The sequence below is a fragment of the Thermogutta terrifontis genome (assembly GCF_002277955.1).
Lineage (GTDB): Bacteria > Planctomycetota > Planctomycetia > Pirellulales > Thermoguttaceae > Thermogutta > Thermogutta terrifontis.
The window spans coordinates 4,006,288-4,020,581 of the sequence record NZ_CP018477.1 but is presented as its reverse complement, the minus strand read 5'-3'; the positions used below and the strand labels follow the sequence as shown (position 1 = coordinate 4,020,581).

General features: G+C 54.7%; 8 protein-coding genes. 4 read left to right on the top strand and 4 right to left on the bottom strand.

Annotated features, from left to right (window positions below):
- Positions 1-64: 64 nt before the first annotated feature.
- Together THTE_RS14900 and THTE_RS14895 are read left to right on the top strand one after the other, a co-directional pair.
- Positions 65-919 carry a sugar phosphate isomerase/epimerase family protein gene (locus THTE_RS14900; protein WP_095416176.1) on the top strand — a complete coding sequence of 285 codons (855 nt, stop codon included), beginning with the start codon at positions 65-67 and terminating at the stop codon, positions 917-919.
- An 89-nt stretch (positions 920-1,008) separates the two neighbouring features.
- Positions 1,009-2,154, top strand: coding sequence for a rhomboid family intramembrane serine protease (locus THTE_RS14895; protein ID WP_095416175.1), 1,146 nt, complete (start codon positions 1,009-1,011; stop codon positions 2,152-2,154).
- Between the two features lie 11 nt (positions 2,155-2,165).
- Here the strand turns inward: THTE_RS14895 and THTE_RS14890 are convergent, their stop codons facing one another.
- The 3 genes from THTE_RS14890 to THTE_RS14880 all read right to left on the bottom strand — a co-directional run bounded on the left by THTE_RS14890 (position 2,166) and on the right by THTE_RS14880 (position 9,188).
- Complete coding sequence (locus tag THTE_RS14890; RefSeq protein WP_095416174.1) at positions 2,166-6,062, bottom strand: efflux RND transporter permease subunit; 3,897 nt, start codon at positions 6,060-6,062, stop codon at positions 2,166-2,168.
- 93 nt (positions 6,063-6,155) lie between these two features.
- The gene (locus THTE_RS14885; protein ID WP_095416173.1) at positions 6,156-8,279 is read right to left on the bottom strand and encodes a heavy metal-binding domain-containing protein; all 2,124 of its coding nucleotides are present in this window, start codon (positions 8,277-8,279) and stop codon (positions 6,156-6,158) included.
- A 432-nt stretch (positions 8,280-8,711) separates the two neighbouring features.
- Positions 8,712-9,188, bottom strand: coding sequence for a hypothetical protein (locus THTE_RS14880; protein ID WP_095416172.1), 477 nt, complete (start codon positions 9,186-9,188; stop codon positions 8,712-8,714).
- A 324-nt stretch (positions 9,189-9,512) separates the two neighbouring features.
- On the opposite strand from THTE_RS14880, the gene THTE_RS14870 reads away from it, so the two are divergent.
- A complete protein-coding gene (locus tag THTE_RS14870; RefSeq protein WP_095416170.1) occupies positions 9,513-11,117 on the top strand; it encodes a cation:proton antiporter domain-containing protein in 1,605 nt (534 codons plus the stop codon).
- Positions 11,118-11,138: 21 nt separating this feature from the next.
- On the opposite strand, the gene THTE_RS14865 is transcribed toward THTE_RS14870, so the two are convergent.
- Entirely contained in the window at positions 11,139-12,167 is a 1,029-nt protein-coding gene (locus THTE_RS14865) for a zinc-dependent alcohol dehydrogenase family protein (RefSeq protein WP_095416169.1), read from the bottom strand.
- A 262-nt stretch (positions 12,168-12,429) separates the two neighbouring features.
- Here THTE_RS14865 and THTE_RS14860 point away from each other — a divergent pair, with 262 nt between their 5' ends.
- Positions 12,430-14,106 (top strand): right-handed parallel beta-helix repeat-containing protein, encoded by a 1,677-nt coding sequence (locus THTE_RS14860; protein WP_157732136.1) that lies wholly within the window; start codon positions 12,430-12,432, stop codon positions 14,104-14,106.
- Positions 14,107-14,294: the final 188 nt, after the last annotated feature.

The window sequence follows — 14,294 nt, the reverse complement described above, 5'->3', positions numbered from 1 at the left end:
ACACTTCGGAACGCGGTTGGAGATGGCGCTGCCGTGTCGTGCAACAAACAATGGGAGGACAGTCATGCGATTTGGAATCAACCTACTCCTGTGGACCGACACTTTATGCGACGAGTACCTGCCGCTGCTCGACGATGTCAAAGAATTAGGTTTCGACCTCGTTGAGCTTCCCGTCTTTGATCTCGACAATGATGCAAATTACAAGAAGTGGGCCAAACGTCTCGATGAGCTTGGGCTTGCCCGGACAGCCACGGCAATCCGTACAGCCGACGCAAACCCGATCAGTTCTGATCCGGAAATCCGTCGCCGGGGCATCGAGGCCAACAAACGGAATCTTGACTGCTGCGCCATGCTCGGGGCTGAGATTATGGCTGGACCATTTCACTCGGCTCTCGGCGAATTCACCGGCCGGGGTCCCACGGAAGATGAATGGAAATGGGGTGTGGAAGCGATGCGCGAGGTCGCGGAACATGCCGAGAAAGTCGGGGTCACTCTCGCCATCGAATATCTTAATCGTTTTGAATGTTACTTTTTGAACACCGCTGCCGATGGAGCCCGTTTTTGCCGGGATGTCAACCATCCGCGATGCAAAATGATGTATGACACGTTTCACTCCCACATTGAGGAAAAAAACATTCCGGCAGCCATTCGCGCCCTGAAGGACTACCTCGTCCACGTTCACATCTCGGAAAACGATCGCAGTACCCCCGGGACAGGAAACGTCCGATGGCAGGAAACTTTCGACACTTTGCACGAAATTGGCTACAACAACACGATGGTCATCGAGGCGTTTGGGCTGGCGTTGGACAAGCTCATTCCTGCCACTAAGATCTGGCGCCGGATGTACGAGTCGGAACGCCAGCTCGCCGCGGATGGCCTGCGGTTCATGAAGGAAGAAGTTGCCAAACGTTGGAAATGAATCCAGCACCTTGACGGGAAGAGCTCTGGCAGGGCGATGAGCCTATTTTCATCATCGCGCGGCCAGAGATCGGAACAAGGAGCGCAACCATGCTCCTGTGCCCGCGTTGTAACATTCCGCTGAAAGGCGGCCGCACTCCGCAAGGGACGGCTTACTTCTGTCCCCAGTGCAAGGGTCGGGCAACGAGCTGGGCAGTGGTACGCGGTCGGGCTCCCAAAAGCATCGCCATCCAGCTTTGGAAACAAGCCAAGGAGCAGAAAGACCGTCACGGCGGTGCGTGCCCCTTATGCCACCGCCCCATGGCCGTTGTCCCCATCGTTCACAATGAGCACACCATCCCTATCGATATCTGTCCAAACTGTTATCTTGCATGGTTCGACCGCACAGAGTGGGAGGCGCTGCCGCAAGCTCCTCCCTCCGTCAGTCCCCCTGAGAAGGAACTCTCTCCAGCAGCACGCGAAGCCATTGCCCGCGCCAAAATCGAGCAAATTGCCCGGCGCGAGGCAACAAGCGAGGATTTGCCCTCGGAACCCTGGCAATGGATTCCCGCGCTTTTCGGTCTTCCCGTGGAAGTTGAGGGCCCAACGCTGAGAAGCATTCCCTGGCTCACATGGGGAACGGTGGCGGCGTGTGTGCTTGTCTTTCTCTTTTCTCTCCAAAACTTGAATGTTTTTGTCGAGGAACTCGGATTTATTCCGGCACAGCCGTTTCGTTTGGGAGGCCTGACGCTCCTTACATCGTTCTTCTTACACGGCGGGCTATTTCATCTTATCGGGAATATGTATTTTCTTCTGGTTTTTGGGGACAATGTTGAAGATCACGTCGGCCGATGGTTTTATCTCGCCTTGCTTATTCTGGCCCATGTGACAGGCAGCCTTTTCCATGCCCTGGGCGATCCGCGTGCCGATATTCCCTGCGTGGGAGCCAGCGCGGGAATATCCGGAGTCATCGTGTTCTATGGGCTTCAGTTCCCCAAAGCGAAGCTCGGTATTTTCCTGAGATACTTCTTTTACTTGTACTGGCTTCCATTTTCCGCTATCTGGGGACTCGTGGCATGGATTCTCCTCCAGATCATCATGGCGTACTCACAATTGTCCGGGCTCAGCGATGTATCCGCTCTGGCCCATCTTGGTGGAGCCACGGTGGGAGTGGCAGCCTGGATTCTATGGAAAAATCAGGTTCTTCTGGCCACCTGGTTTGGGTTCCCTCAGCGGCCCCAACAATTAGACGGTTAAAGGCCGGTTAATCAGGGGCCAACTTCCTGCTGATTACCAACTGTAGAATTATTTTCGCCGTTTACATTCTCCTGTTCGGCTGATTCTTTCTCGAATCGGATCATATGGGCCATTTTTAGACTGATCTCTTTCATTAAGCAGTATGAAACCGGCACGACGAACAGCGTCATGAGCTCGATGAGCATGCCACCAAATGAAGGAATCGCGATGGGAACCATCACGTCGCTGCCCCGGCCGACACTCGTGAGAACAGGAAGAAGTGCCAGAACGGTGGTGGCTGTGGTCATCAGGCACGGCCGGATCCTGCGCAACCCGGCGGCTACTGTCGCCTCGCGAATTTCTTCTACGGTGCGCGGCTTCCGGACCGCAAACGACTGATCCAAATAACTGGCGATGACCACACCGTCGTCGGTGGCAATTCCCCACAGCGCGATAAACCCGACCCATACGGCCACGCTGAGATTGAGCGTCCGCATCTGGAAAAGATCTCGCAGATTGACACCGAATACTGAAAAATCAGCAAACCACGGTTGTGCGTAGAGGTAGAGCAGCAGAAAACCGCCCGATGCTGCGACCAGTACCCCAGAAAACACAATAAATGTGGTCAGGACGTTTCTGAACTGAAAATAGAGAATTAAAAAAATGATAAAGAAGGTCAGCGGAATCACCACCGCTAGAGTACGCGCGGAACGAACCTGGTTTTGGTACGAGCCGATGAATGTCGGCATTTCTGTCCCCGGGGGCAGGACCAGTTCACCACTTTCCAGTTTCTGGCGCAATAAACGCTGGCAGGCTTCCACCACGTCCACTTCTGCATAACCTGGTTGCTTGTCAAAGATCACGTAGCCCACGAGCTTTGTATCCTCGGAACGAATTTCCATCGGTCCCTGCACGTAATGAATATCGGCCAGCAGTTCCAGCGGAACCTGGGCCCCGGTCGCCGTGGTCACGAGAATGCGTTTCAGTTCCTCAATAGAATCGCGACGTTCCCGCAAATAGCGTACGCGGACCGGATACCGTTCCCGGCCCTCCACAGTTGTGGTCAGCGGTTCACCGCCCACCGCAGTCTCTATCAGGTACTGGAACTCTTCCATTTTCACGCCGTATCGCGCCAGGTCTTCCCGTCGGGGGACAATCTCCAGGTAAGGAGATGCGATCATGCGGTCGGCGAACACGGTCTTGGGATCGACCCCCGGTGCCTCTTTGAGAATGTTTTCTACCTGAAGGGCCACCTTGTAGATGTCGTCCAAATTGTTTCCGCGAATCCGCGCCGCCATTGCCGCCCGGATGCCGGTTTGCAACATCACAATGCGCGCAGCGATGGGCTGGAGTTTCGGAGCAGCGGTAAGACCTGGCAGGCGTGCCGTTCTTTCGATCTCGCGCCACAAATCGTCTGCCGAGCGAATTTCCGGCCGCCACTGGCGATACGGCCAGCCTCGCGGATCCGGAATGAGGTTTCCCTGGGAATCCCGAATAAATTCCAGACGACCGTTTTTTTCAATCGCTTTAAATGTTAATCGGCGGCCATTTGTGTCAACGATATATTCCGGCTTATAGGTGATCACCGTCTCGATCATGCTTATGGGCGCCGGGTCCAGAGCGCTATCCACTCGGCCAATTTTTCCCACAACCACGTCAACTTCGGGGATGGAGGACACAAGTTTGACCTGTTTTTCCAAATAATCTTGCGCTTGGGCCAGGGCTGCGTGGGGCATGGCCGTGGGCATCAGCAGGAACGAACCTTCGTCAAGCGGAGGCATAAATTCCCGACCCAATCCGGGAAACTCATGCCGTGCCCAAACCCAAATAGGATCTTCCAGCACCCTCTCCCTAGCAATGCCCATCCGCCCGAGAATATTCGGTACGAAGGCAAACACGCGTTCGAACCCAAGCCAGATGCACGCCCCCAGGAGCAAACTGCTAACTGGAAAGAGATAAAAAATAAGCTTGTGTCTAAGGAAAAACCTCAGGAAAACAGAGTAACACTTCTGAAATACAAGAAACACAGCCAACAAGCCTGTAATGACTCCACCCGCAAGAATGATATTTCGTGTTAGTCCTTTTCCTGGCCCAAGTGGTAACCAGTCCGCCGCCAAAATACTAATGGCCACGGCAGCGGCGAGCAGGGTCAAAAACTGCCGGTAGCGGAACTCCCACGGCGGGGCGAACTCTGCAACCAGGAACCCACCGGCCCACGCCATCCCCACCACGACGAGCCACCATCCCAGGTTTGCTCCGGCGATCACACTTCCCACAAGCACAATTCCGGCAGCCGCCAGACGCAGCCAACGTGTCGGTTTTCTCACACTGAACAAAATATGTGCCAGTGGCGGCAGAAGCGTAAGGGCAATGATGACCGACGCTATCAACGCAAATGTCTTGGTATAAGCAAGTGGCCGAAACATCTTTCCTTCCGGTCCGGTCATGACAAACACCGGCAGAAACCCCAGCACCGTTGTGCTTATCGCGGTCAGCACCGGCCGCCCCACTTCGGATGCCGCCCGAAAGATCACTTCCTTGCGCGGCTCGTCAGGCGGCGCTTCGTCCAGATGTTTGAGCATGTTTTCCGTGAGGATGATCCCCATATCGACCATCGTGCCAATGGCGATAGCAATCCCGGCAAGTGACATTAAATTGGAATCAACATGGAACAGTTTCATACCAATAAATGACATTAAAACAGCCATTGGTAGTAAGCTTGAAATGAGAAAAGAAGACCGAAAGTGATTAACCATGATAAGCACGACAATGATCGTCACAATCACCTGCTGCCTCAGCGCGTCGCTCAGCGTCCCCAGAGTTTCCTGAATAAGCTGCGTGCGGTCATAGAACGGCACAATCGTGACCTGCGAAATCCGTCCGTCGGACAGCTTCTTCCGAGGCAGGCCGGGAGCAATTTCGGCGATTTTCTGTTTGACCCGTTTAATGACCTCCATCGGGTTTTCGCCGTAACGAACCACCACCACGCCCCCCACGGCCTCCGCGCCGCCTTTGTTGAGAACGCCCCGGCGCATGGCCGGTCCCAGGGTGACTCGAGCGACGTTTTTGACAAGAATAGGAACCTCTCGATAGGTCTTAATGACTGCATTTTCCAGGTCTTCTACACTGCGAATAAAGCCTCGGCTGCGGATCATATAGTCAACACCATTAATTTCTATCGTTCGTGCTCCCACATCGAGGTTTGAACGGCGCACCGTATCCAATACTTGTTCCAGTGTGACACCATAATGCGCAAGCTGTTCAGGATCCACATCCACCTGGTATTCGCGAACAAACCCGCCTACTGAAGCGACCTCGGCCACCCCCTCTACCGACTGAAGGGCATACCGGACCTGCCAGTCCTGGATCGACCGCAGCTCTTCGGGATCCCATCCGGGAACCGGTTGGCCCGTTTTGGGATCGCGGCCTTCCAGCGTGTACCAAAAGACCTGCCCCAGCGCTGTGGCGTCCGGTCCTAGCGTTGCATTGACCCCGGGCGGAAGTGATTTCTGCGCGACGGGAAGGCGTTCCAGGATTCGTGACCTGGCCCAGTAGAAGTCCACGTCATCCCGAAAGATGACATACACCATCGAAAATCCGAAATAGGAAGAACTGCGAATTGTTTTAACACCGGGAACTCCCAGCAGAGAGACGGTGAGTGGATATGTGACCTGGTCCTCGACATCCTGGGGAGTTCGCCCCGGCCATTCCGCGATCACAATTTGCTGGTTTTCGCCAATATCGGGAAACGCATCCACGGGAATTGGCGAGCGCGGCAACCAGGGGAGGTTGATGTCGAACGGCATCACGGCCAGTCCCCAGACGACAATCGCCGTGATGATGAGAAATACCACAAGTTTATTGTCCAGGGTAAATCGAATAATTGTATCGATGAATTTTGATGTGAAGGGAATATTGTTGTCATTCATTGTATTCCTCTCCGTATAACCACATACAACGAAAGTCGAGTATTGTCAATGTTATCAACTTTAATGAAAACGTGGTAAAGCATTGTCTCCGCTTTAGTGTTGATGGATTGGAGACGATCGCGTCTGAGACCGGGAATCGCCATTCCCAGGAAGTGCTTCCTCGCTGCTGGCGAGTGGCGCTACTCGCTTCTTGACCTCTCCACAGCGAAGCATTCGGTCTCCAAAGTAAGGATTGGCCACTTCCTCCCCCTCCTGCAACCATTCCGCCCCCCGGTTGGAGAACGCCATTGGACAAAAAACAATGACGAGCGGCCTCTCATGTGCATGGCCGAATTTTTCCACTGCCTCGATCAGGGATTGGGAAAGTTGTCCGAACGCAGATCGCAAAATCTCTATGTCCTGAACATTCCGGGCCTTTTCACAAGCTGCTTGCAGATGCGTCAGAATATCGGTCAGGAGTTGCCGCTCCTGCGCCGGAAGGTCGGCGCGGAGAAGCTTGGGAAGTAGCGCGCCGATTCTGGCGAATCCCGCGGCCGCCGCGGCCGGATCATCGCGCGAAAGCGCCTGCTGGATGCTGAGGTAGGGGGCCCAAAGACCTTGGAGTGCCCGGGCGAGCACAGGATCGCCAGCCGAGTTAACGACGCGTCCTTCCGAGGCAGGGGGCTCTGACGGCTGATCGACGGAATGCATCATGCTGGCTTTTCCGGCAAGTTGCACGGCGCTGTCCACTTTGAAGTTGCCTTTGACGACCACCAACTCTCCTTCCTTCAGACCACTGTGGACAATATATCCCTCTTTTACTCGTGGACCGAGCACAATCTCGCGACTTTCGAAGATGGGTTCTTGACTGTCCGGAAGCCGCACGTAGACAAGCGCGCGTTTACCCGTGATCAACGGTGCAGAGGCAGGGATAACGAGCGGGGGAGTGAGTTTTTCATCCATCGCCACGTATCCCAGCGATTCGACGCGGACCAGATCCATGCCGCACCGCGTGCATTTCCCTGGAGAGTCCGAAATCACCTCGGGATGCATGGGGCAGATCCACTTTCCAGCCAAAGAGGGTTCAAAAACCGTGTCTCCAGCCGCCAGGTGCGCCTCCACCAAACCCCGTGCCAGCATCCCGGGCTTCAAACGCACCCCAGGATTTGCCACGTTAACTCGGACTCTGATCGTGCGTGTCGCTTCTCGGAGTGTTGGATCGATGAACGCAATCTGTCCGGAAAATTTTTCGCCCGGAAAGGCGTCTGTTTCAAAGACGACGGTCTGCCCATACCGCAACCACGGGATGTCCGCCTCATAACCGTCGAACACGGCCCAAACCTGTGACAGGTCGGCAATGGAATAAATGGGGTCTCCTGTTTTGACATAATCCCCTTCTTTGGCGTGTTTATTGATCACAATACCCGCTATCGGCGCATAGAGCGTCACGTGATCGGTCGCGAATCCACGTTGTTTAATTTCTTCAATCTGATCCGGAAGGATACCCCACAACCGCAGTTTTTCTTCCGAACTCTTCAACAGAGAAGATGCGACGGTGTACTGGGCACTGCCGGGTGCGGCTGATTTCAGCGACATCTGTGCCTGCAACAGTTCCTGTTGGGCCACCACCAGATCAGGACTGTAAATATCCACCAGGTGGTCACCCAATCGGACGGGTACACCCGTGTAGTCGACATAAAGGCGATCCAGACGCCCGGGAAATCGTGCCGAAATAGTCGCCAGACGCGTTTCATCAAAATCAATCCTTCCCCATAACCGGATCTCACGGGTAGGAAACATACGGCGGACCGGAGCTGTTTCCACCTCGGCGAGTGCAACGGCTTCCCGTGTCATACGGATCTGGCGCACCGTCAACGGAGTTTCTTCCTCTGAATAAACGGGTATCAAATCCATGAAGCAAATCGGGCATTTTCCCGGGTCGGGCTGGCGCACCTGGGGGTGCATAGCGCAGGTCCACCATTTGATTTTCTTTTCTCCCTGAACCTGGTTAATCTGGGACGCCGTGCGGCCGGCGGGTTGATGCAGCATCAGCCGAGCAACGCCCCAACCAACCCCGAACGCCGCAATAATTGCAATCACGAGCAACCACCGGCGTATTCGACGTGGGGACGATCTTTCCAATTTCTGGGGCAAGGCGTCGCTCTCCTCGCGAGACGGTCTCACCTCAGCCGATATACTCTGTTCTTCTGGATAAGCGGAACGATTATGCTCGCTCATTTTCGTCTCCTTTACAGTCTTGCAGTATTTCACAGCCCAGGTCGAGCTGGCGGACCATGACTTCGGACTCGGTAAAATCTCCCTTTTACTCACGAGTTTCCGAAGTGATCAAAGGCACCATTTTTCCTTCAGAATATCCGTATGTTTTTTGACGGCGTCAAATCGATTTTTATGGTCACCTATGTCAGTTCCTTGGCGATTTTTTCCGATCTACCGGCGACGTGTATTCTTGTGGAATTTCGATTCTGCAACCAACTAGAATACACGAGACTCTCCTTGACCATTTGGAAATAGTGAGTGTCGTAACACTCACGTTCCAGAGCGATTGCGCCGAGCACGGCTGTCCGGAGAGCGAGGAATGTTAACCTGCGGAACAGGATTTAGCGCGATGTGGCCAACACGGAACCGAGAAAAGCCAGCCGAATTATCGCATTAGATGAGAAAAGAACAGCACGCTACATAGAGGGGCACATTTTGCCAGGTTGGCGTAAGATGATTCTCGGCCAACGTGAGCTGTTCATGAAGCATGCCCGCCACACATTGAGTCTCGTCCCACGCGAACCATGCCACGGTGTTCGCCTGCCAATCAGCCACAGTCTGAAGCGATGAGTCGGGGCTCAAAATTCCGGGATGCGGGTGACAGCACGGATGCGGATTGTGAGGTTCAGTGGGACATTCGGAAGAGGATTGCCGCGAAGAAGAGTCCGCAATGTTCCCTCCTCCATCAGGAGCTCCCCCTAATACCTGGTTTCGGCCGCAATAGGGGCAGCCGGAACCTTGGGATGTCGGCATCGTTGTGACCGGAGGGGCGGCCTGTGGCAAGAGATAGGCTTCGACACCGCACACACCATGCGGTGCCCAGCCGATGAGAATCCAAGCGGCGATAAACAGTCGCGCCAGGCGCACCATGCGACTCTCCAACTATGAATAGTCTAGGCCGGTACTCCCGATGCGTCAATCCTCAACAATCCAAAAGTCCAAGAATCCAGAAGTTGCGGTACGTTCCGAAATAAAGCTGAAAGCAGGTCGCAACCGGCCAGTCATTTTTCGTCGAATACCTCCCAAGGAACGCATCTATTTCCGGTTTGCCCGGCTGTCCTCTGCCTCCAGATTCGACAAAATTGACCACACCGCGCCACTCATTTTTGCAAACCCGGTGTATCATGGACGTGATGGCGTTTTGAGAAATGATTCGGACCATCTCTACAAACACTAAAAGGAGCGGTTTCCAGCGTGGAGTCGTTCATTCCGCAACTTATCGTTATTCTGCTCGTGGGGATTCTGGCCGGTGCGACATGTCGCCTGTGCAGAATTCCCATACTACCCGGCTATGTGCTGGCAGGTGCCATTATCAGTCCCAGCGCATTCCATTTGATTGGTCCCGGTAATCAGATTGAGTCACTTGCCGAGATTGGGTTTTTTTTTTTACTGTTCGGGATCGGCATTGAGCTGTCCCTGGAAGAATTGCGTCATTCCTGGAGAGAGTTCCTGACCAACGGCACAATCCAAGTGGGATTGTGCTGTCTTGTGATAGTGATTTTGTGCCGGCTGTTTGGAATCGAAACGGCAACGGCCATTGTGGTGGCCATGAGCGTTGCCGTGAGTTCCACAGTTATCGTGTTCCGGGCTTTCACAGAATGGGGTTATACAACACACCCCGCAGGCCGCCGCGCGATTGGCATCCTGCTCTTTCAGGATGCAGCCATCCTTCCGGTCGTGATGTGGATGGCCGCAAGTGAAAGGCACGGCAGTGGGGCTGTTTCATTTGCAATAAGCTCAATTCTGTTAGCAATACCACTGATCTTGGCAATCCCGATTCTCCGTCTGGTTGTTGCCCGGTGGATTGTCCCCGGGCTTGGGCGGCTGAGGAGCACGGAGATTGCGGTCCTTTTCGCCCTGCTTGTTCTCACCCCGTTCGGTTACTTGAGCTATGTGATGAATCTTCCCGTAGCATTGGGGGCCCTGGCGGCTGGACTTGTCCTTAATGGGAATCGCATGACGAAACAGCTCGACGCCCTTGCCCAGCCGTTTCGCGAAACCTTCGGGGCTATCTTTTTTATCAGTCTCGGCGCATACCTTAATCTCCAGGAATTGCATGAAATAACGATGGGAACGTTGATTTTTTGTCCTCTCTGTCTTGTTGCCAAAGCTGCATCACTGGTCCTCGCCCTGCGATGGAGTGGACTTCCCTGGCGATCAGCGGTGGGACTGGGTGCGACGCTCTTCCAGATGGGTGAGTTGTCGTTCCTCCTGCTGTGGAATGGGCGACAAACAGGAATTGTTTCCGGCGACCTCTACAATGCGCTCATGCTGATAGCTGTCGCCAATTTAATGGCCACGCCTGTTTTGGTTTACTGGGGATTTCGCATCATACGCGGTTCGGTGGCAGAGAGGCAGCCGGATCGTACAGCCAGCGGCGATTCCGAACTGCCCAAAGTGGTCCTCATTGGGGCTGGTCCTATGGGAGGGCATATCGCCGCTTATCTGGAGACGCTGGGAATGGACGTGTGCCTCGTCGATCAAAGCCCACTCAACCTGCAACCGTTCGCTCAGCAGGGTTTTCGCACCATCTGTGGCGACGGGCGGGAAGCGGACGTCCTTCAGCGAGCAGAAATCCTGGATTCAGCAATGGTCGTCGTGTGTGTGCCAGATGACGGAGTCGCCATCGCGATTGTAAAAGCGGCCCGGCAGCTCAACCCCCGAGCCACCATCATCGCCCGTTGCCGATATCAAAGCCACCGAAGTGCACTGGAACGGGCCGGCGCCAACTGCATAATCGTCGAGGAAATCGAGGCAGCCTGGGCGGTGCAGCGTTTCCTGCAGGAAATTAAGCGGTGAACGATACCGCTCCTCATTCATTCAGCTAATGCGGAGAACCTTTGCTCCTGGTGTCTTTCCAAATTTCAAATCCTGCAGTGCCCGATTAGCCTCTTCCAGTCTGTATTCGCGCACCACGGGTCGGATTGCTGCAGCCTCGGCCAATTTAAGGAAGTCGATCACGTCGCGCCTGGTGACATTGGCCACACTCTTAATTTCTTTTTCCATCCAGATGTGCTCCGGGTAGGAAAGGCGCAAAAGTGCCTCCTTGTCTGCCTCTTCTTTGCGAATCGCGTTAATCACGAGCCGGCCACCGGGACGTAAGGAACCAAGCGACTCGACAATAGGCCGCCATACAGGTGTGGTATCGATGATGGCGTCCAAAAGCTCTGGTGGCCTGTCGGCGATATCTCCGACCCACACGGCGCCCAGTTCGTGGGCGAGGGCCCTTTCCGCTGGATTGCGGGAAAAAACATACACATCGATTTTCGGCCAATGGGCGCGCACCATTTTGAGCACGAGGTGCCCGGAGGCCCCAAACCCCATTAACCCCAACCGGCCTGCATCTTTTAATTTCGTCAAGCGAAATGCGCGATATCCGATTGAACCGGCGCACAGAAGGGGGGCTACTTCATGATCAGCCAATGAGTCGGGCAAACGGTAGGCAAATTCGGCGTGGGCGATCATCTTTTCCGCGTATCCGCCATGCGCGTCCCTCCCGGTCCCGCGGAATTGTCGGCATAGGTTTTCTTCGCCCGACGTGCACTGGGTACATTGTCCACAGGCCGAAAAGATCCAGGCTACGCCCACCCGGTCTCCTATCGAGAATGTTTCAACCTCAGGCCCGATCGCGATCACCCGACCTACCACCTGATGTCCCAGGATGATCGGTAAAAACGCCGGTGTAGCGCGACCTTCAATTTCGTCCAGCTCGGTGTGACACACCCCGCAGGCCGTCACGGCGAGGAGAATCTCTTTGGGGCCTGGCACTGGATCTGGCCACTCCGCAAGCGTCAAAGGTTGGGAATCCTCGTTGACCTGCGCTATTTCCCTGAGAATCATCGCGTGCATGGTTTCTATCTCTCCCTGGCAGTTTATCAGGTTCTTTTTCTCTGGGTCCTTGTTATATTCTGCCGAAAGTTCTGAATTAACCGCCACGTCTCCGGGTCCACTGTCAGTCAGTCTAAGGGAGTGGAATCAACGGCGAAAGGACGCCTGTACTCTTGCCACAAGAAATGATGTTCGAGACAATGATCACCAGGTTGTGGCGATTGGCAGTTTAGGTCCTACCAACTTCATACCAGCCAGCCAGAGGTTTTTCAGGAGCCGGGTTATGTGTTCTTCGACGGTGCGGTTCATTTCTTGGCAACTGGCCCTGATCATAACGATTATTGTGGGTGTGCCGGTGTCGGCTGAAGAGTCATCACCGGCCCGCGCTAATCCCGTTGCCATTCCGACGTTTCATTGCGTAGGAGTTTACTGGTCACCTCCCGGTGGTGCTGCCGACCGGCGGGTCTTCATACGCTTCCGCGAGGCAGGCACAAACGCGTGGCAAGACGGACTCCCCATGAAATACAACCCCATCGCGAACACAGATGAAGACTTGGCTGACTATCGTGGGAGCATCGTGAACCTTCGGCCAAATACCGCTTACGAAATCGAGCTCCGGTTGGAAGGCACCGACACGTCAACCCGATTGGTGGCACGCACGTGGGATGAAAAGTTTCCTGAGGGCGAAACCGTTGTCTTGACTGGTGGTACAAGCCCGGTCAACATCACCCAGTCCGGACGACCAGATGCCTACCGCGTTTATGATGGTAAAGGGGCCGTGATCGACGTGGGACATCGCCATGACGCATGCATTACGATCTCCGGGTCGTATATCATTGTGAGAAACCTCGTCCTGCGCGGGGCCGGTTCCCGCGAGAATTTGAGGCGGTCGCCCATCGGTGCGATTCGCATCGACGACGGTCACGACATCGTCATCGAAAATTGTGACATTTCTGACTGGGGGCGCATCAATCCGGAAACTGGTTTTGGCTTTGATTACGATGCCGCCATTCTCTGTCGGAACCGCAATGTGAAACGGGTGATCATTCAAAGGTGCAAACTGCACCATCCCTTTGCCGATACAAACACATGGTACGAACCAAAATACCCCACGCATCCGCAAGGCCCGCAGTGCATTTCGTTCTTTGATACTGCGGGCAATCACGTGATCCGTTACAACGAGTGCTACTCCGATCTGGATCACATGTTCAACGATGTGATCGGGGGCGGAAGCAACGGTAGTTTCCGTGGTGCGCCCGGCCCGGATTCCGATATCTACGGCAATTTTGTGAGCCATTGCTGGGACGATGGCCTGGAAGTTGAAGGCGGCAACCGGAACGTTCGGGTATGGGGCAATTACATCACGCAGTGCATGATGATGATCGGTAACGCCCCAACCTCGATTGGGCCCCTTTATGTCTGGCAGAACGTTGTCGCCCGCAGTCAATGGCGACCGGACCACACTGGCGGCTACTTTTTGAAAATGGGTTATGCCGGGAGCGAAGACTGGATGACAGGTCACATGTACATATTCCATAACACCATATTCTCTGGCGAGCCATTCATACCAACCGGCGGCTTAGGAGGCAACCGAATCGTGAAGCACTGTGTCTCCCGGAACAATATTCTTCAGGTGATGTCCCCTGAGCAGAGAAGCATCAGTGCTGCTCGGGAAAACGTGGACAATGACTTCGACTACGACCTTTATAACGGTCGAGTCCCAGAAGGCCATGAGGCCCACGGAATCCGCGGCGTGCCAGTCTATGAAAAAGGGGCGGGTTTGAACCTTGATACCAAAATGGGGAGTTTTCGGCTTGCCCCGGATTCACCCGGCCGCGGCGCCGGGGAGTTTATCCCCAACTTTTCTCCACCTTTTACGGGGAAGGCTCCTGATATGGGGGCACACCAAAGCGGGGCGAAACCCATGCGGTTTGGCGTATCCGCAGAATGGAATCCCTAACCCATTCTCCGGTGTGCTCTCGGAATTTCCGGCCGAGAATCTGTGACAACCATCTCTTGCATACGCCGCGTGAGGCGTTGTCTGGAACCTTTCTGTCCCACACCCAGCAGCATGACGGCTGCTCAAACAACCTGTCACCCTCTACAATGGTAGGCGGTAGGGGGCCGAACCCAGGACGCGCAGCAGGA